At 29.5% G+C, this 26,267-nt stretch carries 28 protein-coding genes and 1 pseudogene; 25 read left to right on the top strand and 4 right to left on the bottom strand.

Annotated elements, in window-relative coordinates; translation table 11 throughout:
• The first annotated feature begins 116 nt into the window (after positions 1-116).
• Positions 117-347, top strand: coding sequence for a BhlA/UviB family holin-like peptide (locus tag B3J31_RS13675; protein WP_346874134.1), 231 nt, complete (start codon positions 117-119; stop codon positions 345-347).
• A gap of 108 nt (positions 348-455) precedes the next feature.
• Entirely contained in the window at positions 456-923 is a 468-nt protein-coding gene (locus B3J31_RS13670) for a hypothetical protein (protein WP_346874133.1), read from the top strand.
• A gap of 84 nt (positions 924-1,007) precedes the next feature.
• On the opposite strand, the gene B3J31_RS13665 is transcribed toward B3J31_RS13670, so the two are convergent.
• Positions 1,008-1,589, bottom strand: a complete 582-nt coding sequence (locus tag B3J31_RS13665; protein WP_346867077.1) for a hypothetical protein — start codon at positions 1,587-1,589, stop codon at positions 1,008-1,010.
• Between the two features lie 168 nt (positions 1,590-1,757).
• The gene (locus B3J31_RS13660) at positions 1,758-2,303 is read right to left on the bottom strand and encodes a helix-turn-helix transcriptional regulator (protein ID WP_346867078.1); all 546 of its coding nucleotides are present in this window, start codon (positions 2,301-2,303) and stop codon (positions 1,758-1,760) included.
• On the opposite strand from B3J31_RS13660, the pseudogene B3J31_RS13655 reads away from it, so the two are divergent.
• From B3J31_RS13655 to rho, 14 genes and pseudogenes are all read left to right on the top strand, one after another.
• A pseudogene (locus tag B3J31_RS13655) lies at positions 2,259-2,474 on the top strand (sporulation peptidase YabG); the annotation flags it as partial. The gene B3J31_RS13660 and the pseudogene B3J31_RS13655 overlap by 45 nt on opposite strands.
• A 666-nt stretch (positions 2,475-3,140) precedes the next feature.
• A complete protein-coding gene (locus B3J31_RS13650) occupies positions 3,141-3,377 on the top strand; it encodes a Veg family protein (protein WP_035134339.1) in 237 nt (78 codons plus the stop codon).
• Between the two features lie 310 nt (positions 3,378-3,687).
• Positions 3,688-5,250, top strand: a complete 1,563-nt coding sequence (locus B3J31_RS13645) for a DUF3794 and LysM peptidoglycan-binding domain-containing protein (protein WP_346874132.1) — start codon at positions 3,688-3,690, stop codon at positions 5,248-5,250.
• A 176-nt stretch (positions 5,251-5,426) separates the two neighbouring features.
• Complete coding sequence (gene ispE / locus B3J31_RS13640; protein WP_346874131.1) at positions 5,427-6,269, top strand: 4-(cytidine 5'-diphospho)-2-C-methyl-D-erythritol kinase; 843 nt, start codon at positions 5,427-5,429, stop codon at positions 6,267-6,269.
• Positions 6,270-6,552: 283 nt separating this feature from the next.
• Entirely contained in the window at positions 6,553-6,753 is a 201-nt protein-coding gene (locus B3J31_RS13635) for a CLC_0170 family protein (protein WP_035134343.1), read from the top strand.
• A gap of 64 nt (positions 6,754-6,817) precedes the next feature.
• Positions 6,818-8,302 (top strand): spore germination protein, encoded by a 1,485-nt coding sequence (locus B3J31_RS13630; protein ID WP_346867081.1) that lies wholly within the window; start codon positions 6,818-6,820, stop codon positions 8,300-8,302.
• A gap of 28 nt (positions 8,303-8,330) precedes the next feature.
• Positions 8,331-9,431: a GerAB/ArcD/ProY family transporter gene (locus tag B3J31_RS13625; protein WP_346874130.1), complete on the top strand. Its 1,101-nt coding sequence runs from the start codon at positions 8,331-8,333 to the stop codon at positions 9,429-9,431.
• Positions 9,421-10,599, top strand: coding sequence for a Ger(x)C family spore germination protein (locus tag B3J31_RS13620; RefSeq protein WP_035134348.1), 1,179 nt, complete (start codon positions 9,421-9,423; stop codon positions 10,597-10,599). The genes B3J31_RS13625 and B3J31_RS13620 overlap by 11 nt, the downstream gene beginning before the upstream one ends.
• 113 nt (positions 10,600-10,712) lie before the next feature.
• Positions 10,713-11,444 carry a stage II sporulation protein R gene (spoIIR, locus tag B3J31_RS13615; RefSeq protein ID WP_346874129.1) on the top strand — a complete coding sequence of 244 codons (732 nt, stop codon included), beginning with the start codon at positions 10,713-10,715 and terminating at the stop codon, positions 11,442-11,444.
• Between the two features lie 120 nt (positions 11,445-11,564).
• Positions 11,565-12,587 (top strand): D-alanine--D-alanine ligase family protein, encoded by a 1,023-nt coding sequence (locus B3J31_RS13610; protein ID WP_346874128.1) that lies wholly within the window; start codon positions 11,565-11,567, stop codon positions 12,585-12,587.
• A 180-nt stretch (positions 12,588-12,767) separates the two neighbouring features.
• A complete protein-coding gene (locus B3J31_RS13605; protein ID WP_346874127.1) occupies positions 12,768-13,748 on the top strand; it encodes a tRNA 4-thiouridine(8) synthase ThiI in 981 nt (326 codons plus the stop codon).
• A gap of 88 nt (positions 13,749-13,836) precedes the next feature.
• Positions 13,837-14,253, top strand: a complete 417-nt coding sequence (locus B3J31_RS13600) for a DUF1934 family protein (protein WP_150846289.1) — start codon at positions 13,837-13,839, stop codon at positions 14,251-14,253.
• A 75-nt stretch (positions 14,254-14,328) separates the two neighbouring features.
• Positions 14,329-15,267 carry a sigma-54 interaction domain-containing protein gene (locus B3J31_RS13595; protein WP_346874126.1) on the top strand — a complete coding sequence of 313 codons (939 nt, stop codon included), beginning with the start codon at positions 14,329-14,331 and terminating at the stop codon, positions 15,265-15,267.
• A 398-nt stretch (positions 15,268-15,665) separates the two neighbouring features.
• A complete protein-coding gene (rho, locus tag B3J31_RS13590) occupies positions 15,666-17,147 on the top strand; it encodes a transcription termination factor Rho (protein ID WP_414632059.1) in 1,482 nt (493 codons plus the stop codon).
• A 95-nt stretch (positions 17,148-17,242) separates the two neighbouring features.
• Here rho and rpmE read toward each other — a convergent pair whose 3' ends face one another.
• Complete coding sequence (gene rpmE, locus B3J31_RS13585; RefSeq protein ID WP_035135372.1) at positions 17,243-17,452, bottom strand: 50S ribosomal protein L31; 210 nt, start codon at positions 17,450-17,452, stop codon at positions 17,243-17,245.
• A 229-nt stretch (positions 17,453-17,681) separates the two neighbouring features.
• Here rpmE and B3J31_RS13580 point away from each other — a divergent pair, with 229 nt between their 5' ends.
• The 9 genes from B3J31_RS13580 to upp all read left to right on the top strand — a co-directional run bounded on the left by B3J31_RS13580 (position 17,682) and on the right by upp (position 24,902).
• A complete protein-coding gene (locus B3J31_RS13580; RefSeq protein WP_150846292.1) occupies positions 17,682-18,281 on the top strand; it encodes a thymidine kinase in 600 nt (199 codons plus the stop codon).
• 83 nt (positions 18,282-18,364) lie between these two features.
• Complete coding sequence (locus B3J31_RS13575) at positions 18,365-19,276, top strand: DUF1385 domain-containing protein (protein ID WP_346874125.1); 912 nt, start codon at positions 18,365-18,367, stop codon at positions 19,274-19,276.
• 22 nt (positions 19,277-19,298) lie between these two features.
• A complete protein-coding gene (gene prmC / locus B3J31_RS13570) occupies positions 19,299-20,150 on the top strand; it encodes a peptide chain release factor N(5)-glutamine methyltransferase (RefSeq protein WP_346874124.1) in 852 nt (283 codons plus the stop codon).
• A gap of 74 nt (positions 20,151-20,224) precedes the next feature.
• Positions 20,225-21,301, top strand: coding sequence for a peptide chain release factor 1 (prfA, locus tag B3J31_RS13565; protein ID WP_346867087.1), 1,077 nt, complete (start codon positions 20,225-20,227; stop codon positions 21,299-21,301).
• A 32-nt stretch (positions 21,302-21,333) separates the two neighbouring features.
• Positions 21,334-21,918 (top strand): hypothetical protein, encoded by a 585-nt coding sequence (locus B3J31_RS13560; RefSeq protein WP_150846296.1) that lies wholly within the window; start codon positions 21,334-21,336, stop codon positions 21,916-21,918.
• Between the two features lie 45 nt (positions 21,919-21,963).
• The gene (locus tag B3J31_RS13555) at positions 21,964-22,710 is read left to right on the top strand and encodes a ZIP family metal transporter (RefSeq protein ID WP_150846297.1); all 747 of its coding nucleotides are present in this window, start codon (positions 21,964-21,966) and stop codon (positions 22,708-22,710) included.
• A 28-nt stretch (positions 22,711-22,738) separates the two neighbouring features.
• Positions 22,739-23,788: an L-threonylcarbamoyladenylate synthase gene (locus tag B3J31_RS13550; RefSeq protein WP_150846298.1), complete on the top strand. Its 1,050-nt coding sequence runs from the start codon at positions 22,739-22,741 to the stop codon at positions 23,786-23,788.
• 14 nt (positions 23,789-23,802) lie between these two features.
• Entirely contained in the window at positions 23,803-24,252 is a 450-nt protein-coding gene (gene rpiB / locus B3J31_RS13545) for a ribose 5-phosphate isomerase B (protein ID WP_150846299.1), read from the top strand.
• A 20-nt stretch (positions 24,253-24,272) separates the two neighbouring features.
• Entirely contained in the window at positions 24,273-24,902 is a 630-nt protein-coding gene (gene upp / locus B3J31_RS13540) for a uracil phosphoribosyltransferase (RefSeq protein ID WP_035135383.1), read from the top strand.
• Between the two features lie 173 nt (positions 24,903-25,075).
• Here upp and B3J31_RS13535 read toward each other — a convergent pair whose 3' ends face one another.
• The gene (locus B3J31_RS13535; protein ID WP_346874123.1) at positions 25,076-25,624 is read right to left on the bottom strand and encodes an NADH peroxidase; all 549 of its coding nucleotides are present in this window, start codon (positions 25,622-25,624) and stop codon (positions 25,076-25,078) included.
• Positions 25,625-26,267: the final 643 nt, after the last annotated feature.

Raw genomic sequence — 26,267 nt, 5'->3', positions numbered from 1 at the left:
TTTACAGATATTGAAATAGCAAGCACTTTAAATATAAGTAGACAAGCTATAAGCAAAACGCATAGACAAGCTATTAACAATATAAAAAAATATTTAAATTGATGGGAGTATAAAAGATGGAAAAAGAAATCTTAACAGCAGCGCTATCCCAAGGTATTTGGGCGGTACTTAGTATATTTTTATTATTTTATATATTAAAAGCTCAAGAGAAACGAGACATGAAGCAGGAAGAAAGAGAAAAAAATTATCAAGATATAATAGCAAAGCTTACAGATAAATTTGATATAGTAGATGAAGTAAAAAAAGATGTAGAAGATATAAAACAATATGTAATGAAAAATAAATAAAAGTTTTTCAAATTAGGTTTACAAATGAGAATTAAATTACTCTTTTATAAGTGTAATTACTTAATCGGTTAGGTTTTTAAAAATAATTTATGAAAGAAGGAATTTAATATGTCAACTACAACAATATCACATTACACTCTTATAAATGATATGAAAACTTTTGACTCACTAGTGAAATCATATGATGGATCTTTAAGTGCAGCAAGCAGAGCTACATTTATAGCAGCATTCTGTAGAATGCCACACTACGGAGATTTAAAATGGCATCTTGCACTTAGTGGACTTAACCCTATTTTCGTCAGCTATGTGAAAAAACATAATATAGAACTATATAATAGATACTATAATTATGGAAAATCTGATCAATTATATATGCAAGATAAGAATGGTAATATAGTGGATGTACCTCACATGTTTGCAGTATTGCAAGCTTTTCTGGTTGCAATTATACAAAAAGAATGGTTTAGTTGGGGTGGAGATTTAGCTTCTTCTATTAATCCAATACTAAATAATTGTAATAGATCTAGTGATTTTGATACAGTAATCAAAGCAGCAGAATCATATTTTTTCTCATAGAAAGGTGCTTATTACTTGTAATTTACAGGCTTTTCTCTCATACTCACATATCTGCATTTCTAATATACACAGTGAATATATGTCTTATTCTATTCTTATCAGAATTCCTTCAGCAGAAAGTTCATCAGGAAGTATTTCAATTTTGTTTTCTTTTATCATGTTTATATAATGATTATCAAGAGTACCATGCTTATAAAGAGCTTTAAACCCTGCTACAGCGGGGCCAGTTAATATTATTGAACTATCGTCTCTCCAGAATACATCCCACCCTTGTGAGCCAGTACTAGGGGTTTGAAATAGTTCTTTTTTAAATATAACACAAGTTCCTTTGCTGACCTTTAACTTTGTAGAATTAAGAAATACGGTTTCATTATCTACTATTAATGTATTTTTATTGTTTGGTGATTTATATAATACAGATGAACCAGAATAACTTAAAAATACATAAATCAAATAAACAACTACAAATATACATAACCAATTACAAGTTTTATTAGCTACCAAAACATATGTTACTGAAACCCCTATATAAATAGCCATATATATATATACATAAGTATTATTCATAAGAGTAATTCCATTACTACTTAAAACTATAATTATAATTGGCATAACAAATAAAAGAGTAAGAGATATATTTTTTATTATTTGATTTTTCTTTTTCATTTTACCCCCCATTATATATAATAAATATTTTATCATAATTATAATATATTATAATAAACATTATATCATAATTATTACAATATATATAATTTTAAATATTTAAGTATATAAATAGAAATTGTCAAGATTAAATAAAATTATCATTATAAAATACGGGGAAATTAAACCCTAGTTTTTGTGACAAAAGTCATTTCTGAATATTGCTATATATTTTGTTATAAATACTTTAAAATATATAATAATAGATCCTATGATATTTTTCCCACTAAGTAATCTTCCAAAACAAGAGTAAGATATATTTAATATATTGCTACATTGAGTATAGGTATAATTGTTTTCATCTTTCCATTGCCTTATTTTTTCACCAGGACTATTATAATAAGTAAAGTAATAATCTCCAAAGTAAGATAAAGAAAGATTAAATTTATCACATATGTTTTTAACATTTTTAGGCTTTGGCTCTATTTCATCAACTTCCCATTTAATAATAGTATCTAAATGAAGATCTAAAATCTTTGAAAGCTCTAATCTTTCTAAATTGTTTAATTTTCTTAGTTTTAATATTTTTTCTGCAAATGTTTTTTCTGGAAGACTACTGTATAAACATCTATATATATTATAAGTATAGGGTTTAAAAATAGTTTTCCATGTATCATTTTCATATAGTGTGCAGGTGCTAATTTTGCATCTTCCCCCAGTAGGGTCCTCATCCATTGTTTAGATCCAGTATTAATTTGTGAGAAGGTAGCTTACACTAATATCGAAGATATAGTAAATATTGAAGATGTAATTAAAAATACAATTACAGGTATTAAAGGGGTAGGAGGATTACAAACTAGAGGTAAATATAGAGAAGGATATCCTAAATCTCAGTATGTAAAGTGAAATGAGAAAATGAGTTGTGATTTATACAATTTTAACTATAGTATGTATAGGGTGAAAACGCTGAAACCCGCATGAATAGAACAAATAGTTAACTAGTTATATAGTTATATAGTTATATAGGTAAATAGTTATGAAGTTAAATAGTTATATAGGTATAAAGTTAAATAGGTTTATATATACCTATTTTCATATATAAATATTTATATATGAAAATACATTTAAGAAAATGTTGATAAAAACAGGACAAATTTATAAAATATAAAACACTTAATTATAAGAGTAAGAAAATTACTCATGATTAGGTGTTTTTTACTTTAAATACAAGTGATATAAGTTTGAATACAGTCGAGTCTGTAGATGAATTTATACTAAAACCTTTTATAACTGCCATACATTTTCATCTAAAATATAGATTTGTATAGTTATATGTGAATATTCTAAAAAATTCTACACATAATAATGTCAAGTTGGTTTCTGGCCATTATAGCTGAATAAACGACATAGCGTTAAAAAAACAAAATAATACATAAAAATTTAACGAATATTTAACATTGACAAGTATTATTAAAATGTTGTAAAATATTTAGTTTGCTTGACATAAGGAGAGGTAACTGTTATAATAAAGTTGGAAGCCTTTATGGAAATATTAGAAAGAGGGTGTCTACTGTGAAGATGGGAAATGTATTGACTACGATAAAAAAAGATATCGAAAGTCATGTTGGCGAAAAAGTGACATTGAAGGCAAATGGAGGAAGACGTAAAGTAGTAGTAAATGATGGTGTTTTGGAAAAAACATATGACAGTATATTTACAATTAGACTTGATAATAATGTGCAACGTACTGTTAGTTATAGCTATAGTGATGTACTAACAAAAACTGTTCAGCTAGTGTTTGCAGGGTAAAATGAAGAGGTGTTCTTTTAAGAATGCCTCTTTTATTTTGCGTATAAACAGAGTTCTTAGCTTCTTCGAAGCTCTACTAACAGAATTCTTAGTATCAGTATTTTTGATACTTAGAATTCGTTGTCCTTTAGGGGAAATCGTTATCCAGGGACATAGCAGCTCTTTACTCCCGCTTTAAAAAAGATGGGAGTATTAGAGCTGGTAGTCATCGGATAAATAATTATTCTTTTAAGAAAATTTAATATAAGTAGTTATATTTCATAACATTCTCATATATACATTATTAGTAGGTATTTTAGGAGGGAAAGTTATGGATTTGGATTTGATAAAAGACTATATAGAATATGAGCAATCAATAGCTGAAAATGACACAAAGATGTTCATAAAGGAAGAATATGTTATACCTGATACGCTACCAGATGTGGATAATATACTAATGTTAGATGTAAAGCCTGTGATAACAAATAAAGAGGTTGGAACTGATAAGGTAAATTTAGAGGGTCAACTTCAGTATACTATCCTTTATATGGCTAAAGATGGAGGAGCTACTGAAGCTCATTCAGTAGTATATAATGGTAACATTTTTGAGTCTATTGACATGATTGGTGCCCAATCAAATATGTATTGCGATATAGAGCTAAACATTGAACATATGGATTGTGTTATTATTAATGAAAGAAAGATAGCTATTCAAGGGTTTATTATATGTAAGTGCAATGGATATAATATAAATTCCTTTGAGATAGTTAAAGATGTACATGAAGGAAAGGATATTCAGTTTTTAAAGAATCCTATGACTGTAGATAAGGTTATGGAACCTATAGAAACTGAATTAGTTGGAAAAGCAGAAGTTAAAATAGACATGGATAAAAATGAGTGTCTAAAGGTTATAAAATATGACGTTACTATTGGTAAGAAGGATGTAAGAATATATGATGGTGGACTCAAGATAGAGGCCATGGCCAATGTAGCTATATTATATAAAGGCAAGAATGGAAGAGACTTATTCTGCGTTTCAGAAAGTGTACCTTTATATAAAGAAGTTACCGTTGATGAGTTAAAACCAAATATGGAATACTTCACTGAATTTGAAGTTCAATCTTTTGAATACGATGTTAGACAAGACGATATGGGTGAAAACAGAGTAATTGATGTAGAATTTGTAGTTAAAGCTATTACTCATGTAATGTATAAAGAAGAAGTAGAAGTTATACAAGATGTATATTGCCCTACAAAACTATTAAACATGGATATTAAAGAAAATAATATTAATGTGATACAAGGTCATGGATATACTGAAAGTTTGGTTAAAGGAGATATTGACGTAAAGAGTGATGATTTAAAACCAATTAAAGTGATAATGACTACAGGAAATGCATCTATTACTGATAAAAATATTAAAAATGATAAGATAGAAATTGAAGGATTATTAAAGGTTGATGTGCTATATTCAACTGAGGATGAAGAGCAGTATTTAGTTACTGTAGAGGATGAGATTCCTTTTAGTTGCAAGGTTGATATAGCTGGAACAAATCCAAATATGCAAGCAAATGCTAATATATCTCTAGAGATGATAGAGGGAAGCTTAGAAGCTGGAAATGTATCTATTAGAGCCATTGTTAAAGTTCATTGCAAGGTATATTACAATATTAAAAATAAATTTGTTGTTAACATGGCAATTAATGATGGTGAAGTTCCAGAGAAAAAAGCAAGTATAATAATATATGTAGTTCAGCCAGAGGATACTCTTTGGAGCATAGCTAAGAAATACTTGACTACAGTTGATGAAATTATGAATATTAATGAATTAGCTGAAGGGGAAGAAGTTAAGCCATCTCAGAAATTAATTATACCAGGAAGAGCTACAGTTTAAAGATTTTAAATTAGATATATTTAATATTTATTAAGTAGAAATGCCATGAAGGGTAGCATTAGCTCTATACTTCATGGCATTTTATTTTGCTAAGCTGAGTATCACACTTATAAACAGAGTTCTTGACGTAAAGGGTAAAAAGGATTATTCTCATTTGTAGTGAGGTGTATGAATAGATGAAGGTAAAAGCTTATGGTAAAGTAAATATAGTCCTTGATATTATTGGGAAAAGAGAAGATGGATATCATCTTTTAAGAATGATTATGCAAACTGTTAATATATATGATGAATTAACTTTTAATAAAGGAGCAGAAGGAATACATATTACAAGTAATAAGGAGTTTGTCCCTACAGATAATAAAAACCTTGTGTATAAAGCAATAGAATTATTTTGCCATACCTATGGCATAAAAAGAGAGATGGAAGTTCATATTGAAAAGAATATTCCTGTAGAAGCTGGCATGGCAGGAGGAAGTACTGATGCAGCAGCAGCTTTAAGAGCTATGAGGGATATATATAAACCTAATGTTAGTAATGAAGAGCTTAGATTACTTGGAGTTAAACTAGGAGCAGATGTACCATATTGTATAGAAGGGGGAACGGCTCTTTGTGAAGGTATTGGAGAAGTTATAACTCCCCTTAAGGATTTTAAAGATAAACTAATGGTAGTTGTTAAACCGAATTTTGGGATATCTACAGTGGATACTTATAAGGGTTTTAAACTTAATGAGGTAAAGGTTCATCCTGATGTGGAGGGTGTTATAAAAGCTATGGCTAGGGATGATGTTAAATATGTAGCTAATAATATGATGAATTTACTAGAGCTTGTAACAATAAAGGATCATAAGGAAATTGAGGATATAAAGGACTTTATGTGCAAAGAAGGCGCACTAGGAGCAATGATGAGTGGAAGTGGACCTACTGTTTTTGGTTTTTTTAATGATATTAATAAAGCAAATCAGTGTGCAGATAGGTTACGGGATAAGTATAAAGAGGTTTTTGTTACAAGAACCATCTAGAATTTCTTTAATAAAATAAAAGCCATAATATAATTAGAGATAAGAGAGTAATTCAAGAAGAATTGCACTCTTATTTTTTTCGTTAAATTAGATTTTAAGAAGGTTAAAGGTTTATGCTAAGAATTCTATTAGTAAGCTTCATTGGGAGTAAAAACTCCCTTTGAAGCAAAGAATTCTGTTTATGAATATAAACTTTACATTAAGGTAAAACTAGGTTTGCAGGAAATTGTTAAGGTTCTAGATAACTGATAAATTAAAATATAAATTTGAAGGATGATAATTTATGATGAGACTTTTTATTGAAAGATTTGATATATACCTAGTAATACTAATATTAGTATCTGGGTATATGATGGTAGGTAGCGATGTAAGGTATTTTTCAAGAGAGGATAAGCATAAAGCTAAAAAACAAAGCTTAGTAATTGGGATAGCTATGATGTTAGTTGTGATTGGAATGTTTATTGTGAGAGGAATATTTATCTAAAAGAATAGATACAGAAAAAATTAGTTTTTTAATTTTGTGGCACTGAAGGGAAGGAGATATCTATATGAAGGATCAAATTCGTGAACATATTTCTAATAGCACAAGAGAGAACATGGATTATCTTAAGAAATTATTTAAAGATACATCCGACATGGTATTTAGAGAATTTAAGTTTGGTGATATTCTTTGTGGAGTCATATATATAGATGGTATGGCAGATAAGGAATTATTAAATGATTTTTTACTTGAACCTATGATGAAGATGAGTGGAGATGTAACTGATTCTAATGAAATAAAAGATAGGATTATAGCTATATCTGATATGAGGGAAGTTAATAAGTTAAGTGATGGAATTACTGCAATATTATCAGGTGAAAGTTTAGTTTTAATTGATAACCTACAAGGAGCATTAGTGGTAGCTAATAGAGCTTGGCCTAATCGTGGAGTTGGTGAACCCTCAGGAGAAACTGTAATACGTGGATCTAGAGAAGGTTTTACAGAAACTATTAGGTTTAATACAGCACTTCTTAGAAGAAGAATTAGGGATGTAGGCCTTAAAATTGAGGGAAGACAATGTGGTGTTAGATCTAAAACCGATATGGCTATAGTATACATAGATGACATAGTAAATACTGATGTATTAGAAGAATTGAAGGAAAGATTAGATAGAATTGATATTGATGCAATTTTAGATAGTGGTTATGTTGAACAATTTATTGAAGATAATGATAGAACTCCATTTCCTCAAGTACAAAGTACTGAAAGACCAGATGTGGTAGCTGCTGCTTTATATGAAGGAAGAATAGGAATAATTGTAGATGGCTCACCTTTTGCATTAATTGTTCCAGCAGTGTTAGTGGATTTCTTTCAATCACCAGATGATTACTATACAAGTTGGATAAGTGGAAGTATGGTAAGGTTCATCAGAATTGTAGGAATACTGGTATCTTTAGTTTTACCTGCTTTGTATGTAGCTGTAACCACATTTCACACAGACTTAATTCCTACAAAACTAGCATATGCTATAGCTTCATCTAGAGAGGGAGTACCCTTTGCTGCCTATGTAGAGGTATTGCTAATGGAAGCTAGTTTAGCCTTTCTAGTTGAAGCTATTATAAAATTACCGAAACCAGTTGGTTCTACCATTGGTATAGTTGGAGGACTTATAATAGGTCAATCAGCTGTAGAGGCAGGACTCGTTAGTCCTATAATGGTTATAGTTTTAGGACTTACAGCAATAACAACATTTTTAATACCTAACTATACAGTAACTTCAGCCTTTACTTATTTTAGAATAATGATTATTATTCTAGCAGCAGTTTTTGGTTTGTATGGAATAATGCTAGGTATTATATTTTTAATAATTCATTTAACGAGAATAAAAAGTTTTGGAATACCTTACCTTGCTCCAGCAGTAGATTTAATTTGGAGTGATTTAAAAGACCTATATGTAAGAATGCCACTTAAAGTCTTTAAAGATAGGCCACATTTCTTAAAACCACGAGATGCAGTAAGACAGAAAACTAAAAGACAAGGTGGTACTAAATAAGGTGTTACCATAGCTGGGAGGTTGAAATATGAAAAATAAAGGATTTATTGAAGAATTTGCACTCTTTGCTAGCTTATCAGTATCCATGATAGGGGTAGGTGTTTTTTATGCTCCCGCTATTGTAGCTAAATATGTAGGAGCGGATAGCTGGATATCTGCAATAATAGCAGGAATTGCAATTTGTTTAATTCTTTTTTGTATATATGAAATAGTTAAAATAAATAAATATAAGGATATTACACCAATATTAAAAGATACCTATGGAAGCGTTTTAGGAACAATTATATCTTTAATATATTCATTGGTGATAATAATTGTATTAGCATTTTCTCTTAGGGTATTTTCTGAGGTTATAACCATGTATCTTTTAGTTAATACACCTACTGAAGTAATAATAATAACATTTATATTTATAGGGATGTATTTAAGTCGTGGAGGCCTTGCTAATGTGGTACATTTTAATGAAATAGCCTTCTGGGTTATGTTTTTACCTTTAGCAATAATTTTATTGTTAACTTTACCTGAAGCAAATTTTAAAAATCTTTTACCAATAGGTGCTTCACCTATTCAAAACTATTTTATATCTAGTTTTGAAATGCTATTTCTATTTAATGGCTTTTCTATTGCTTTTATTTTGATACCCTATGTAAGAGAAAAAGGAAAGATTGGTCCTATTTTGAGAAGAAGTAGTCTTTTTGTAGGTTTGTTCTATGTAATAATATTTATATTAGTGTCTGCTACTTTATCATCAGTACAAACTGCTGAAAGTATATTCCCAACCATAACAATGCTACAATCTATAAGTTCAAGAAGTGGATTTTTGGAAAAATGGGATGGTTTAGTTATGTCCTTGTGGGTAATATTCTATTTTACATCCTTTGCTAATATATATTACTTTGCTTCTTCCATATTAAAAGAAAGTCTTAATTTAGATGATAGTAGAACGTCATCTATGATATATGTTCCTATAGTATATTTAGCAGCTATGATACCTAAAAGTATTATAGAAGTTAGAAATTTTAAATTTGGCTATTTAAGAATTGGTTTCATTACAACAATTATAGTTGTGATAGGAATAACTCTATTATTAAGCTATATAAAGAAAAGGAGGATGCAAAGTGAAGAATAAGATAATAAAACTTATTCCTATAATGATTATATCTTTACTTCTTACTGGATGTTGGGACAGCGTAGAGATTGATAGAAAAGCCTTTGTATCTACCATAGCAATAGATGTAGGTGAAGATATTAAAGCTAGAAGTGAAATAATAAATTCTAAGGATAATACATCAGAAGAGAGTATTGAAGAAAATAATACGTTAAGAGTTACTTATGGATTTCCAGACATTAGAAATATGGATTCTAAAAAGGGTACTGCTTCAGAACTTTCTATAACGGTAGAAGGGTATTCAATGACGGATACATACTTTAAAGCCCTTGCAAAGAGCAGTAGAACTCTTCACTTTGGACATAGTAAACTATTACTTTTAAGTGAAGACTTATTTAAGTATCCTGAAGTTTTACAAGAAGTAATGGATTATATTGAAAGAGAACCAAGTTTAAATAGAACAATTATGATGACTATAGTTAAAGGAAAGGCCAAGGATTATGTGGAAGTTAAGCCTGTAACTGAAGAAAATATTGATAATTATATTACTAGTCTTATGGGTAACAGTAGTAAAAATGGGACAGTAGCACCTGTAAATTTAACAAAATACATAGACATGGTTAAATCTTACAATTCCAGTGCGTTACCAGTCTTTTCTCTTGAGAATGAAAAAGATATACAGCTTACAGGTATGGCCATTATACAAGATTTTACCATAAAGGATTATTTAGATAATAACCAGATGACAGATATTCAAATACTTAGAGGAGAGATTGGTTCATGTAGAAAAGCTGTGAATAAAGAAGGTCATAATATAGACTACTATATAAAAAATGTAGATAGAGATTTACATATAGATTATGAAGATAATAAATTAAAGCTTAAGTACACCATTGATACAGAAGGAACTTTAAAGGGGTATTATGCTAAAGCAGAATCTTTAGATAGTGAGGTTATAAAGGAGATTGAACAGCAATTTAATGAGTCTATGAAAAAGGACTTCCAAGAGCTTATAGATTTTACTAGAAATAATTTAAAAGTAGATGTATTAGATATTGGAAGTGATATTAGAAGGTTTCATAAAGGAATTTGGAATGAAGTAAAAGATAACTGGCCACAGGCTCTTGAAAATGCAGAAATATCTATTGAAGTAAACAATGATATAAGAAATATAGGGTTATCAAATTAAATATTAAAAGTATGATGTTCTAAAATATTAATAAAAATATTATTAAAAGTGAATATAACTTGTCCATGTGGTAACAATTAAGATATGATTTTAAGTTTTAGGAGGAAGAAACAATGAAAAAAATTATATCTGTAGTTGTTACCATATTTCTTATAATTATACTTTTAGTTAAGGTACAGGGAGTTGAAGCAGCTAATTTTATTTCTGAAAATAAGATTTCTGATAATGTTTCAATAGAAGATATATCAGGAAAGTTAATTAGGTTTCACGTTATTGCTAATAGTGATAGCGAGAAAGATCAAAATCTAAAGCTTAAAGTTAGAGATAAAGTTTTAGAATATGTACAACCACTTTTAAAAGACAGTAAGAATATAGAAGAATCAAGAGAGATTTTAAATAGGGAAAACGAAAAAGTTCTTGAGATAGCTAGAGAAGTTATAAAAGAAAATGGTTATGACTATTCTGTAGAATCTACCCTAGATAAAGAGAATTTTCCTGTTAAAACCTATGGTAATATTACTTTGCCTCAAGGAGAATATGAAGCATATAGAATAATAATTGGAACTGGTGAAGGCCAAAATTGGTGGTGTGTTATGTTTCCTCCTATATGTTTTGTAGATATAACAAAAGGTGAAGTTGCCTATGAAGAGACTGAGGAGGAAATGAAAAAGGTTTTAGATGATGAAGAATTCAATATGGTGGATAACACTAACTCAGAAAATGTTAGTAGTGAAAAAATAGAAGAGATTAAAGATGTAAGTAATGCTTTAACGGATAATACTGAAGATGATAATATAGTAATAAAATTTAAAATAGAAGATATATTGAAAAATCTGTTTAAATAATATTGAATATGGTAGTGAACATATATAAAATATAAGGAGTATAATTTATTTATGTTCACTATTTATTTTCATAGTGAATAGATTGTACCAAGGATAAAATTATTGTTAGGAGTGATAAATATGAAGAAGGTAGCAATACTATTTGGAGGACAATCAACAGAACATGAGGTGTCTAGGGTATCGGCAACATCTGTTCTAAATCATATAGATAAAGAAAAATATAGTATATTTCCAGTAGGTATAACTAAAGAGGGAAAATGGTTTCTTTATAAAGGTGATATAGAGAATATAGGAAATGGAAAATGGGAAGAAGACTATAAAAATCAAGTTGAAGATGGAATTAAATTATTATTAAATAAAGAGGTAGATGTAGTTTTTCCTGTACTTCATGGTATGTATGGTGAGGATGGTACTATTCAAGGGCTATGTAAACTGATGAAATTACCATGTGTAGGTCCTTCGGTTATGAGTTCAGCTGTATGTATGGATAAAGTTTATACGAAATATCTTTTAGAACATGAAGGTATAAAACAAGCAGACTATGTAGTGGTAAATGCCTTTGATTATGGAAATTATAGTGAGAAATTTATAAATGAAATTGAACATAACCTAGGATATCCTTGTTTTGTAAAACCAGCTAACAGTGGTTCTTCTGTAGGAATAACTAAAGCTCATGATAGAGAAAGTCTTGAAAATGGATTAATAGAAGCTTTAAGACATGATAGAAAGATTCTTGTAGAGGAAGGATTAAATGCTAGGGAAATAGAAGTTTCTGTACTTGGAAATGATGACCCTAAAGCTTCAGTTCCAGGAGAGATAATTCCAGCTAAGGAATTTTATGATTATGAAGCTAAGTATTCTAACGGGGAATCTAAACTTTTAATTCCAGCTAATTTAAATGATGAAGAAATGGCTACTATAAGAAATTTATCCCTTAAAATTTATAAAAAGTTAGATTGTGCAGGCATGGCTAGAGTGGACTTTTTAGTAGATAAGGAAAGTGGAGAAATATATTTAAATGAAGTAAACACTATACCAGGCTTCACAAGTATAAGCATGTATCCTAAGATGTGGGAAGCTACAGGGTTATCCTATAGTAATCTTATAGATAGATTAATTGAATTGGCAGTTGAAAGAGGTTAGTAAGTAAAATTTACTAACCATTACTTTCAAGTTGCTAGTAATAAAAGAAAATAGTAATATTATTATATGTGTTATTTTTAATATTTCTATAAGTTAATATGATATAAAGAGATTAATATACTATAGATTAGAGTAAAAGATACAAGATAAAGAAACTAAGAGAGTTAGGTGAAGAAAAAAATGACAAGAGCATTAGCTATGGTTTCAGGCGGTTTAGATAGTATTCTTGCAGCAAAGTTAATTAAAGATCAAGGAATTGAGGTTATTGGAATATGCTTTAAATCTTATTTTTTTAACGAAGAAAATGCAAGAAGAATGGTAAAACAGATAGATATTCCTTTAGAAGTAGTAGATTTTAAGGAAGAACATTTTAAGATGGTTAAAAATCCTAAAAACGGATATGGGAAAAATATGAATCCTTGTATTGATTGTCATGCTATGATGATGAAGTACTGTGGACAACTCTTAGAAAAATTAGATGCAGATTTTATTATAACTGGAGAGGTTTTAAATCAAAGACCTATGTCTCAAAATAGAAGTGCATTAGATAAAGTTAAAAATGAAAGTAGAATAGGAAGCAAAATTCTTCGTCCTCTTTGTGCTAAAAATCTTAAACCTACAGAGATGGAAGAGAATGGCCTTGTAGATAGGGAAAGACTTTTAAATATTCAAGGTAGAGGAAGAAAGATTCAAATGGAGCTTGCTGATAAGTGGGGTATAAAGGAATATCCATCACCAGCAGGAGGATGCAAATTAACAGAACCAAATTATTCTGTTAGATTAAAAGAACTTTTATCTCATAACCAAAATCCAGAGGAACGAGAGCTTGAATTACTTAGAATAGGTCGTCATTTTAGAGTTACACCTAAGGCTAAGGTTATATCTACAAGAACTCAAGAAGAAGGAGAAATGATAAAAAGTCTTCTTAATGAAGGTGATACAATACTGTTAGTTCAGGACTTTAATGGTTCTATGATAGTAATTATAGGTGAAGCTACAGAAGAAGTAATATCTATTGCAGCTAAGATTGCTATAAGATATAGTAAAGGTAAAGATGAACCAAAGGTCACTGTTAGATATTCAGAGTTTGGAAGTAAGGATCATAGGACTGTAGAAGAGATTTGTGCAACTGATGAGGAAATAAATTCTTATCTTATATAGAAAAGTGTTTAGAAAAGTAAATAAAAATTAGCCTTAGAGTTTGAATATATCTTAAATAAGATTCTTAGGAAGAATAGAGGTAAATATTATGGATAAGGATGCTATAATTAGAATAAGTAGTATACAGAATAATGATGAGGATGAATGCATTGAAATTGTTAGTCCAGGATCATTTTTCAAAGAAGATGATGAGTATGTTGCTACATATGAAGAAACAGAACTTTCGGGTTTAGGGGATACATTAACTACTTTTAGAATAGGTGAAAATTATTTTAATCTTATAAGAGAAGGGGACGTAAATACTAATATGGAGTTTAAAAATGGGAGTAGTTCGTCTATTCTTTATAATACTCCTCATGGTGGATTGTCTATTAAAATTAAAACTAATGATGTACACATAGATATGAATGAAGCTGGTGGAAAAGTAAAAGTTGACTATGATGTAATAATAGCCAAAGACCAAATTATTAATACTAAGCTTGTAGCTACCATAAATGTTAAATAGTATAAAAATGTTTTACTTAGAAGCTATGCAGAATTATATAATGCATAGCTTCTATTATTAAAGGGGTTGTGAATTTTGTATAGCTTTGAAGATATAATTGGGAATAGTAAAGAAATTAGAAATGTTAAAGAATTAGCTATGAAGGTATGTAATTCAAAATCTCCAATTTTCGTTTATGGTGATACTGGCACAGGAAAAGAATTGATAGTACAAGCTATACATAATAGTTCAATAAGAAGAAAAAAGCCCTTTATAGCACAGAACTGTGCTGCAATTCCAGACAATTTATTAGAGAGTATTTTTTTTGGAGTAGGAAAAGGTGGTTTTACTGGAGCTATAGAGACAGAAGGATTATTTGATATAGCCAATGGTGGTACTTTGTATTTAGATGAGTTAAATTCTATGGATATAGTTTTTCAAGGTAAGTTCTTAAGGGTTCTTCAAGAAGGAGAGTTTAGAAGAATAGGTGAGACTAATACTAGAAAAACAGATATAAGAATAATAGCATCAGTAAATGAGAATCCTGATTTTTTAGTTAAGAGTAATAAATTAAGAAAAGATTTATACTATAGACTTAATGTTATAAGAATTAACATGCCTGAATTAAATGCTAGAAAAGAAGACATACCTATACTTGTATCAATGTTTATAGAAAAGCATAATAAAAGATTAGGTACTAGTGTTAATGGAATAGATAGTTATGCATTAGAAGTTTTAATGAAAAAAGACTATGATGGAAATGTGAGAGAATTAGAGCATATAATCGAAGGTGCTTTAAATTATAAAAGACATGGAATTATTGAAATATCTGATTTGCAATTAGGAAACATTACCGAAAGTTTGTCCCTTAAAGATAAACTTGTGAATATGGAAATTAAATATATAAAGGAAGCTTTAATTATTAATAGTAATAATGTAAGTAAAGCAAGTAAATTTCTTAATATACCAAGGCAAACACTTCAATATAAAATAACTAAGTATAATATAATGGATTTGATAGATAAGGATAAGTAGTTTTAAATTATAATAGATTATTTAAATAGTTTAGTTCTGTATATGTATAGAAATATTTGGTTAAAATGATAAACAGAGTTCTTAGTTTTTTCAATTTAAAGTAAAATATTTATTGCTATAACAATAAATATTTTACTTGGTAATAGATTTTTTGAAAATATAGTGTATACTTATATAGTAAAATCTATACTAAAACAAGTTTAGTTATATATAATTATATTAATAGATTAAATAAACAATATATAATTTTAATACATTTTAAAAGAAAGCTTCAAACTTCTATCATTTATAAATAATATCGAATTATATTAATCATATAAATATTATTTTCCAAAGTTACATTTAAATGAAATATACAATTAGGAGGTGATCCTTTGAATAGTGAAAATTTACATAGCATGAGTGTTATAGAATTAAAGAGTATTGCAAAGGAATTAGGAATAAAAAATATTACTAAGTTTAAAAAGAATGAATTAATTGAAGAAATTAAAAGAGTATCTTTAAAATCTGGTGAGATTAAAAATGAAGAAGATTCCCATAAGGATGATGAAAAAATACAACCTGCTCAAATAAAAAAAGAAGGTATAATTCTTAAGGAGAAACTTACTAAGAAAAATGTAGAAGAAGATAATAGTAAAAATGAAGTTATTAGTAAAGGTTTGGACAATGAAGAATCAAAGGAAACTACAGTGGAAGAAAAGGTTGATAGTATAGAAGAAAAGCGTGAAAGATTAAAGAGCTTAATAAGTGAATCAGAAACATCAAAAGGAATATTCGAATTAAGTGATAATGCTAATTTTGGATTACTTAGAATGAATAACTATTTAAGCGGAAGTAATGATATATATGTTTCAATATCTCAAGTTAGAAGATTTAATCTTAAGAATGGTGATGAAGTAGAGGGTAAAGTAAGAAGTTCCAAAGAAGGAGAAAAATATCAAGCTCTTCTACAAGTAACAAAAATAAATGGTGAAAATCCAGAGAGAGCTGTAGGGAGAACATCTTTTGAGAAACTAACTCCTATATATCCTACAGAGAGATTGAAATTAGAAACTGAGGATTCTAAAGATTTATCAACTAGATTAATGGACATATTATCACCTATAGGGAAAGGTCAAAGAGGTGTAATAGTTGCTCCACCTAAAGCGGGAAAGACTTCTATCTTAAAGAAAATTGCTCATAGTATAGCAGTGAATCATCCAGAAGTTAAAGTTATAGTACTTCTTATCGACGAAAGACCAGAAGAGGTTACAGACATGCAAAGATCTATTAAGGGAGATGTAATTTACTCAACCTTTGATGAAGAGCCAGAACATCATGCCAAGGTAGCTTATATGGTGCTTGAAAGAGCAAAAAGGATGGTAGAACAAGGACAAGATGTAATAATTCTTTTAGATAGTTTAACAAGATTAGCTAGAGCTTACAACTTAACAATAACTAGAACGGGTAGAACTCTATCAGGTGGATTAGATACAGGAGCTTTACTTATGCCTAAAAAGTTTTTTGGTGCAGCTAGAAATGTTGAGGAAGGCGGAAGTTTAACTATTCTTGCTACAGCTTTGGTTGAGACTGGAAGTAGGATGGATGATATGATTTTTGAAGAATTTAAGGGTACTGGTAATATGGAAGTACACCTTGATAGACAGCTACAAGAACGTAGAATCTTCCCAGCTATAGATATTTATAAGTCAGGAACTCGTAGAGAGGATTTGCTTCTTACAAAATCACAGCTTGAAGTTAGTTATAACATAAGAAAGATTATGTATAAGACAGGGAACCCTCAAGCTGTTACTGAAAAACTTATAGGAATTTTATCAAAAACTAACAATAATGAAGAATTTTTTGAAGTTGTATCTAAAAATCAAGATATATTAAAATAGATTATATGAAAAGCCATAGGTAGAGTTTATACCTATGGCTTTTCGACATAAAAAAATAGGAGAAGTATTCTTCTCCTACATAAAAATATATATGATTATTCGCTTTTAAGGTTGAATTTTTTCATAAACTTGTCAACTCTTCCACCAACGTCTACATTCTTTTGCTTACCAGTAAAGAATGGATGACATTTTGAACAAATATCAACTTTTAATTCTGATTTAACAGAACCTGTTACAAAAGTATTTCCACAAGCACATTTAACAACAGCTTCGTCGTTATAGTTTGGATGTATTCCTTCTTGCATTTCATTTCACCTCTTTCGATATAACATACATACCCGTATTATCAACTATTAGATTATAACATAGAGATAAAATAAGGTCAATATGATTATTAATTGTATTATATAGTATTAGTGTATATAAAAATATTTATTTTTGAAAATGTACTTATAATATTAATTTGATTAATGGAGTTTTTTCTACTAAAATAATATTATGTGATTAATTGATGGACTTTGGAGGAATATTACTATGAGTAAACTATATTTTAGATATGGAGCAATGAATTGTGGAAAGTCTACAAATCTTCTTCAAGTAGCTTATAATTATGAAGAAAGAGGAATGAAAGTAATAATAATTAAACCCGAGACTGATACAAAGGGAGGCAATAAAATTGTATCTAGGCTTGGAGTTACAAAAGAAGTAGATTTAAGTTTTTCTAAAGGAGAGAATATTTTTACTACTGTAGAAGATTATATAAAGAAAAATGGACAAATTCACTGCATACTAGCAGATGAAGTTCAGTTTTTTACAAAGGCTCAAGTTGATGAAATGTTTATGATAGCTGTTAAATTAAATATTCCAGTAATATGCTATGGTTTAAGGACAGATTTTCAGATGGAGGGCTTTGAAGGTAGTGAAAGACTTTTACTAGTAGCTCATAGTTTAGAGGAGCTAAAAACAATTTGTAAATGTGGTAAGAAAGCTATATTAAATGGAAGAAAGATTAATGGTAAATTTGTTTTTGAAGGTAATCAAGTTGCTATTGATAATGAAGATAATGTAGAGTACGAGTCTCTTTGTGCAGAATGTTATATTAAGTATGAAGAGGAAGCAGCAAATAGTAGATAACAACTAAAATAATAGGATGCTTATATTAAGATAGTATTATGAAGTTAGAAATAAGAAATATGAAATAGAAGGCAGGTGTTAAAATGGAAAAGAAGACAACGGTCGGGGGACAGGCAGTTATAGAGGGTGTAATGATGAGGGGAACTAAGGGGCTTGCAACTGCTGTAAGGCTTCCTAATGGTAGTATTGAAGTTAAAAAAGAATCAAGTGAAAGCTTGACTAAGAAAAATAAATTTTTTGGATTTCCTATAATTAGAGGATTTATATCTCTTATAGAATCATTAATTATAGGTATAAAAAGCTTAGAGTATTCAGCTTCCTTCTTTGAGGATGATGAGGAAGAGTCAGAATCCAAATTTGATAAATGGTTTGATAAAGTTTTTAAGGAGAAAGGAAATAGTGTACTAATGGGTATATCATTAGTTCTTTCCCTAGCTTTTTCTACATTACTCTTTTTTATTTTACCAACGGCATTAACTAGTTTGGTAAAAAAAACAATAACATCTAATGTGGTAGTTTTAAATATTATAGAAGGGATAATAAGAGTTATAATATTTATAAGCTATATATTTATTGTTGGAAAACTAGAAGACATAAAAAGAGTATATCAATATCATGGAGCTGAGCATAAAACTATATTTTGCTATGAAAGTGGTATAGATTTAACACCAGAAAATGCTAAGAAATTTGGAAGACTCCATCCAAGGTGTGGAACTAATTTTTTATTCTTAGTTATGGTTATTAGTATAATTATATTTTCCTTCACGGGATGGCAATCTATAGGTCAGAGAGTGATTTCTAGAGTATTATTACTACCAGTGGTATCTGGAGTAACTTATGAGGTTATAAAATGGCTAGGAAAGAGCAATAGTAAAATATCAAAAATTATTGCATGGCCAGGGTTACTTTTGCAAAAGATAACAACACAAGAACCGGATGAATCTATGCTTGAAGTTGCAATAACTTCATTAAAAGCTGCAGAGGGGTTAGAATGAATTATAGTGAATGAGGAACAATATGAATATAAATGAAGCGTTAATAAAGGCATATGATATATTAAAAAGTAGTGATATTGAATCATACATAATAGATGCACAGCTTCTATTATGCAGGGTTTTAAATGTAGAAAAGTTGTATATAATTATGAACAGGTCAGAAATATTAACTTTAGATAAAGAGCAAGAATTTTTTAAACTTATAAATTTAAGAAGTTGCAAAAAACCTATGGCATATATTCTAGGGCAAGTTGAATTTATGGGTATTAACTTTTTCGTAGAAGAGGGAGTGTTGATACCAAGACCAGATACAGAGATTTTAGTAGAAGAGTGTATTTCTATAATAAAGAAAAATAATATAAGTTTAATATGTGATATGTGCTGTGGAAGTGGAGCTATTGGAGTTTCAATAGGCCATTATGTGGGAAATAGCAAAGTGTGGTTATACGACATAAGTGATATAGCATTAAATGTAACTAAAAAAAATATTTCAAATTTAAATTTAGGAGAAAAGACCAATGTAAATAAAAGTAATTTATTTCAATTACCTATAAAAGAAGGTTTAAAATTTAATATGATAGTGTCAAATCCACCATATATTAAGCAAGAAGTAATTCCTATCCTTATGGAAGATGTTAAAGACTATGAACCTCACCTAGCTCTTTCAGGAGGTCAAGATGGGCTTGATTTCTATAGAAGGATATGCAAAGAAGGAAAAGAGGTACTTTCCTCTGATGGATATTTGTGCTTTGAAATAGGACATGATCAGGAAGTGGAAGTAAAATCCATCATGAAAACTGAAGGATTTAGTGATATATATAGTTTAAGGGATTTGGGTGGAAATCACCGAGTTGTCATAGGAAAGTTACCATAAATAATATTTTTATGGTATAATGGAATGATGTAAAAAATTAAGATTTATGATTAAATTACGGAGAGTGTTAATATATGTTAGAAAGATTAGGTTTTTTAGAAAACAAATATGATGAATTATCAAATAAAATTAGTGATCCTAGTGTTATGGCTAATCAAAAGGAATGGCAGAAGCTTTGCAAAGAGCATGCTGAGTTAGAGATAATTGTAGGAAAGTATAGAGAATACAGAGATGCTGAAAATGCATTAGCTGAAAATAAAGAGATGCTAAATGAAGAATCAGATAGAGAAATGAGAGAGATGATTCAAGAAGATATAAAGGCATTAACAGAACAATGCGAAAGGGCTAAGGAAGAAATAAGAATATTATTATTACCTAAAGACCCTAATGATGATAAAAACGTATTTATAGAGGTTAGAGGTGGAGCTGGTGGAGATGAAGCAGCCTTATTTGCAGCTAACTTATTTAGAATGTATACAAGATATGCAGAGCGTAACAGATGGAAAGTAGAAATAATGAGTGCTAATGAAACTGATATTGGTGGATTTAAAGAAGTAGTATTCATGGTTAAGGGTGATAAGGCTTATAGTAAATTAAAGTATGAAAGTGGAGTGCATAGAGTTCAAAGGGTACCTGACACAGAATCAAGTGGTAGAATCCATACATCTACAGCCACTGTTGCAGTACTTCCAGAAGTTGAAGACGTAGATATCGACATAAATATGAATGATATAAAAATAGACGTATTTAGAGCTTCAGGAAATGGTGGGCAGTGCGTTAATACAACAGATTCAGCAGTAAGAATGACTCACTTACCAACAGGACTTGTAGTTTCATGCCAAGATGAAAAATCCCAGCTTAAAAACAAGGAAAAGGCTATGAAAATATTAAGAGCTAGACTCTATGAAGCAGCAGAAGCAGAAAGAGCTAAAGGAATTGCAGATGATAGAAAGAGTCAAGTTGGAACTGGAGATAGAAGTGAAAGAATTAGAACCTATAACTATCCTCAAGGAAGAGTTTCAGATCACAGAATAGGATTAACTCTTTATAAGCTTGAAGCTTTCTTAGATGGGGATATAGATGAAATGTTGAATGGGCTAATAACTGCTGACCAAGCCGAAAAAATGAAGGCAATGGGAAATGGTATTTAGGTATTAAATTTTGTAAGATGGAGGATTACTTAATGGATATAGATAAAGTCCTAAAGAAGCAAAGAAAATCTTACAAAAGGTTTATGCTATCTATGGGCTTTATTTTTATAATATTGCCTATAGTGTTGCTTATAGCTAAACAAATAAATATATTTTTTATTATATATCTTTGTGTTATTGAAAGTTTAATATTATTTTCTGTGCTAATGAGATACAACGAAGAATATTTAAAATTTCAATTATATGAAGATAAAATACTGATATCTATTTTAGGTGGTAGAATAAAATATAAAATTCACTATAGTAAAGTAGCAATTATTCATACAATACCTCAAGAAAAATACTTTGATATATTGATAATAACAAAGTCTAAGTTTAGAAATAAAAGATTGAGATTGGTTACCAATAAAGTGCTAGAGAGATTCAGTGGTATAGGGAAATATTATGTTAAAGTAAAAATGCCTAAGGATGATGACTACTATTACTTTGTAGTAAAACGAGGTGGAGTAAAGAAATATATGCTATTAGATCTACTTTTTAAGTATTGTGTAACTGCTGTATTTACTGAGGATGCTATAGCTAATATAAAAGAATATAGAAAACAGAATAAAATATAGAATTTATAAATATATTTTACTAATAATAATTTTCAAGGAGAAATTATGAATAGTACTATATTTATAATAGGAATTTTTTCTGCTATAGTATCTCTAATAGGAACTATGGTTGGTGCATTAATTGGAGTATCCTTAAAAAATCCTACTGACAAGTTATTAGGAGTTTTATTGGCAGTTGCTACAGGGATAATTATATCAATAATTTTTTTAGAACTTATACCAGAATCAATTGATAAGATCGGCTTTATTAGAACTCTCATAGTTATAATTATTGGAGTAATAGTTATATATTTTATAGATTGTTTAATTAAAGTAAGTAGCCACAGTAATGATAGAAATCCAAGTATGATAAATCATACAAAAGTTGCAATATTAATGGCCTTAGGGTTAATGATGCACAATTTTCCAGAAGGTATTATAATGGGTTTTGGATTTGTTAAGGGTTCGGGATTAGGTATAAAGATGAGTATATTAATATCCATTCATGATATACCAGAAGGAATTGCCATGGCAACACCGTTAATAGCTGCTGGCAAGAAACCATTTAAAATTTTATGGTATAGTTTTTTAGTAGCATTTCCAACTGTTATAGGAGCCTGGATAGGTATGTTAATTAATTCTATATCATCTGCATTTTTAGGCTATAGTATTGCCTTTGCCAGTGGAATTATGCTTTATGTAGCTTTTGGACAAATGCTTCCGGAAAGCAATGAATTGCATAGTAGTTATACAAATGCAATGTGGATTATATTTGGGATTATATTTGGGTTTGTAATGATAAATTTATTTTAATGGATTATTGAAGTGGGTGTTAATAGGTATGAAAACAAAAGTTATGATGTTAAGTGAGAAGACTCCAGATGAAAGTGTGATAAAAGAAGCAGGAAAAGTTATAAAAGATGGTGGCCTTGTAGCCTTCCCTACGGAAACCGTATATGGATTAGGTGCTAATGCGTTAGATAGTGAAGCAGTAGCTAAAATTTTTATGGCAAAGGGTAGGCCACAAGATAATCCTCTTATTATTCATGTAGGAGATTATAATATAGAACCTTACGTTAAAAATGTACCAATTGTAGCAAGAAAAATAATAGAAAAGTTTTGGCCAGGACCAATAACCATAATACTTGAGAAGACTGAACTAGTTCCACAGGTTACTAGTGCAAAGTTACCTACTGTGGGAATTAGAATGCCACAAAATAATATCGCTATAAGTTTGATAAAAGCTGCTGGAGTGCCTATAGCAGCACCTTCAGCTAATATATCCGGTAGACCTAGCCCTACTGATATGGAAAGTTGTGTTGAAGACTTAGATGGAAAGGTAGACTATATATTAGGAGGAGAAAATAGTATTGTAGGCGTAGAGTCAACTATAGTAGATTGTACAGTTTCTCCTATATGTATATTAAGACCAGGCGCTATAACTTTAGAGATGTTAAGGGAAATAGATAATCAGGTTTATATAGATCCATCTATATTATCAAAGCCTACAGAAGATTTTAAGCCTAAGGCACCAGGAATGAAATATAGACATTATGCACCGAAGGCTCCAGTGAAGATAGTAGACGGTGATATAGATAAAGTTGTTGCAAAAATTAATGAAATAGTATTAAATTATATTAAACAAGGGAAAAAAGTTGGAATTATAGCAACTGATGAAACAAAATCTTTATATAATAAAGGAACTGTCGTTTCTATTGGAGCAAGATGTGATATAGAAGATATAGGTAAAAATTTATTTAGAGTTTTAAGAAGTTTTGATAGTATAGACATTGATATAATTCTTTGTGAAGCATTTGAAGAGAGTGGAGTAGGTACTGCAGTAATGAATAGACTTAAAAAAAGTGCTGGCTTTAACATATTAAAAGTATAATTGGAGGGATAAATATGAAAATAGCAATAGGTAGTGATCATGGTGGTTTAAGACTAAAAAAAGAAGTAATTAAACACTTAGAGAAAAAGAACATAGAAGTTAGGGATTATGGTACATATACAGAAGATTCTTGTGACTATCCAGATTTTGCTGAAAAAGTGGCTGAAGCGGTAGTTGCTAAAGAATATGATTATGGAATTTTAATATGCGGTACAGGAATTGGAATAAGTATATCAGCTAATAAAATACCAGGAATAAGAGCAGCACTATGCAGTGATACTTTTAGTGCACATGCAACTAGAGAACATAATAATGCCAATATATTAGCAATGGGAGAAAGAGTTGTAGGAACCGGACTTGCTTTAGATATAGTTGATGCATTTCTTGGATCAACCTTTGAAGGTGGAAGACACGAGAATAGGGTTAACAAGATAATGGAGATAGAAAAAAAATATAATAAATAATTTTAGGAGGATAAGAACATATGAGTAAAGTTACACAAATAGACCATCCATTAATACTACATAAATTAGCATTCATGAGAGATATAAATACGGGGTCTAAGGACTTTAGAGAATTAGTAGAAGAGGTTGCTATGCTTATGGCTTATGAGGTTACTAGAGATATGCAACTAGAAGAAGTTGAAATTGAAACTCCTATAGGAATTACAAAGTGTAAAGTTCTTGCAGGAAAGAAAATGGCAATAGTACCTATACTAAGAGCTGGACTTGGAATGGTTGATGGAATGCTTAAGCTTATACCAGCAGCTAAAGTTGGACATATAGGTATGTATAGAGATGAAGAGACTTTAATGCCGGTAGAATACTTCTGTAAGTTACCTCAAGATATAGAAGATAGAGATATTATAGTAACTGACCCAATGCTTGCAACTGGAGGCTCAGCTATAGATGCGATAAATGCTCTTAAGAAAAGAGGGGCTAAAAATATAAGACTTATGTGTCTTGTTGGAGCTCCAGAAGGAATAAAAGCTGTTATGGAAGCACATCCAGATGTAGATATATATTTAGCATCAATAGATGAGAAATTAAATGAACATGGATATATTGTTCCAGGATTAGGTGATGCTGGAGATCGTTTATTCGGAACTAAGTAGTATATTATTACAATTGTAATATTGCCCTGATTAGATTTAGATTTCTAATCAGGGTATTTTTCTAATAAAAATAATATTGACATATTAGATTGCATACAAAAAAGGAGCCCTAGTTAATACTAGAGCTCCATATATTATTTAGGTAAATTTTACTAAATTGGGGGAATGGAGGGTTATTTACCAAAATATCTTTGTAATAAACCGTTGAAAGCAGCACCGTGTCTAGCTTCATCTTTGCACATTTCATGAACTGTATCGTGAATTGCATCTAGGTTTAATTTTTTAGCTAATGTAGCAAGGTCTTTTTTACCTTGGCAAGCACCATGCTCAGCATCAACTCTCATTTGTAAATTAGTTTTTGTATCTGCTACAACTACTTCTCCTAATAATTCAGCAAATTTAGCTGCGTGTTCAGCTTCTTCAAATGCTATTCGCTTATAAGCTTCAGCTACTTCAGAATATCCTTCTCTATCTGCTTGACGACTCATTGCTAAGTACATTCCAACTTCTGTACATTCTCCAGTAAAGTTAGCTCTTAATCCTTCGATTACTTCTTGATCAACTTCTGCTGCAATTCCTATTCTGTGTTCATCAGCCCAAGCTAGGTTGCCTTCTGATTTTTCTACAAATTTATCAGCACCTGCTTTACATACTGGACAAAACTCTGGAGCTGAATCTCCCTCGTGAATATAACCACAAACTGTACATACAAATTTTTTCATAAATATTTCCTCCTTAAATCTTCATGTTATATTAATTTTTGTTTTAGATTTTCTCGATGTATTTATCTTATGAACTTATTATATACTATTAAATAATAATTATCAAGAGAAAATTATTATTTTTTATTATTTTTTTTTAGGTAATAAAAAAATACTATAACTTTATTATATTACTTAATAAGGTTAAGATCATATAATATTCTGTATTTTAATATAAAGTTCAAATATTTATAATTTAATTTAGTATAGAAATAGCACCGATAAGATACAATAAAAATAACTTTAAAGGATAAAAGTAAAACAATAAGCCTAAAAACGATGTTTCTATAGAGAATAGTAGCTTTTATTAGTTAGAATTTTGAATAAGTTAATAAATATTTAATCAATATTAAGTAAAATTAAAGGTCGCATCCGTTTTTCTAATAAATGCAATGCATAAAAAAATTGCATACAACGAATATACAATTATATACTTTTTTATATAAAAAATGTAATGTAGAGGTTTAAATTGATTTATTATAGTTTAGTAGGGAATATTTTAGTAATAAATCTTTTAATTCAGAAAATAATTGATATTTTAAATTCTTTTGACTACCTATTGTAAATTTTCAGTTTTAACAGACAAATGAATAAAAGTTTTTTG

The sequence above is a fragment of the Clostridium sp. UBA5988 genome (assembly GCF_002435615.1).
GTDB lineage: Bacteria > Bacillota > Clostridia > Clostridiales > Clostridiaceae > Clostridium_J > Clostridium_J sulfidigenes.
The sequence above is the reverse complement of the archived record's forward strand: the minus strand, read 5'-3'. Positions and strand labels throughout refer to the sequence as shown.

Coding starts and splice junctions, on each gene's coding strand:
- B3J31_RS13605 (WP_346874127.1), top strand. CDS start 12,768: ATGACAAGAGCATTAGCTATGGTTTCAGGCGGTTTAGATAGTATTCTT.
- upp (WP_035135383.1), top strand. CDS start 24,273: ATGAGTAAAGTTACACAAATAGACCATCCATTAATACTACATAAATTA.
- B3J31_RS13575 (WP_346874125.1), top strand. CDS start 18,365: ATGGAAAAGAAGACAACGGTCGGGGGACAGGCAGTTATAGAGGGTGTA.
- B3J31_RS13580 (WP_150846292.1), top strand. CDS start 17,682: ATGAGTAAACTATATTTTAGATATGGAGCAATGAATTGTGGAAAGTCT.
- rpmE (WP_035135372.1), bottom strand. CDS start 17,452: ATGCAAGAAGGAATACATCCAAACTATAACGACGAAGCTGTTGTTAAA.
- B3J31_RS13660 (WP_346867078.1), bottom strand. CDS start 2,303: ATGGATGAGGACCCTACTGGGGGAAGATGCAAAATTAGCACCTGCACA.
- prfA (WP_346867087.1), top strand. CDS start 20,225: ATGTTAGAAAGATTAGGTTTTTTAGAAAACAAATATGATGAATTATCA.
- prmC (WP_346874124.1), top strand. CDS start 19,299: ATGAATATAAATGAAGCGTTAATAAAGGCATATGATATATTAAAAAGT.
- B3J31_RS13560 (WP_150846296.1), top strand. CDS start 21,334: ATGGATATAGATAAAGTCCTAAAGAAGCAAAGAAAATCTTACAAAAGG.
- B3J31_RS13635 (WP_035134343.1), top strand. CDS start 6,553: ATGATGAGACTTTTTATTGAAAGATTTGATATATACCTAGTAATACTA.
- B3J31_RS13555 (WP_150846297.1), top strand. CDS start 21,964: ATGAATAGTACTATATTTATAATAGGAATTTTTTCTGCTATAGTATCT.
- B3J31_RS13600 (WP_150846289.1), top strand. CDS start 13,837: ATGGATAAGGATGCTATAATTAGAATAAGTAGTATACAGAATAATGAT.
- B3J31_RS13670 (WP_346874133.1), top strand. CDS start 456: ATGTCAACTACAACAATATCACATTACACTCTTATAAATGATATGAAA.
- ispE (WP_346874131.1), top strand. CDS start 5,427: ATGAAGGTAAAAGCTTATGGTAAAGTAAATATAGTCCTTGATATTATT.
- B3J31_RS13550 (WP_150846298.1), top strand. CDS start 22,739: ATGAAAACAAAAGTTATGATGTTAAGTGAGAAGACTCCAGATGAAAGT.
- B3J31_RS13610 (WP_346874128.1), top strand. CDS start 11,565: ATGAAGAAGGTAGCAATACTATTTGGAGGACAATCAACAGAACATGAG.
- B3J31_RS13535 (WP_346874123.1), bottom strand. CDS start 25,624: ATGAAAAAATTTGTATGTACAGTTTGTGGTTATATTCACGAGGGAGAT.
- rho (WP_414632059.1), top strand. CDS start 15,666: ATGAGTGTTATAGAATTAAAGAGTATTGCAAAGGAATTAGGAATAAAA.
- B3J31_RS13630 (WP_346867081.1), top strand. CDS start 6,818: ATGAAGGATCAAATTCGTGAACATATTTCTAATAGCACAAGAGAGAAC.
- B3J31_RS13645 (WP_346874132.1), top strand. CDS start 3,688: ATGGATTTGGATTTGATAAAAGACTATATAGAATATGAGCAATCAATA.
- B3J31_RS13675 (WP_346874134.1), top strand. CDS start 117: ATGGAAAAAGAAATCTTAACAGCAGCGCTATCCCAAGGTATTTGGGCG.
- B3J31_RS13625 (WP_346874130.1), top strand. CDS start 8,331: ATGAAAAATAAAGGATTTATTGAAGAATTTGCACTCTTTGCTAGCTTA.
- B3J31_RS13665 (WP_346867077.1), bottom strand. CDS start 1,589: ATGAAAAAGAAAAATCAAATAATAAAAAATATATCTCTTACTCTTTTA.
- rpiB (WP_150846299.1), top strand. CDS start 23,803: ATGAAAATAGCAATAGGTAGTGATCATGGTGGTTTAAGACTAAAAAAA.
- spoIIR (WP_346874129.1), top strand. CDS start 10,713: ATGAAAAAAATTATATCTGTAGTTGTTACCATATTTCTTATAATTATA.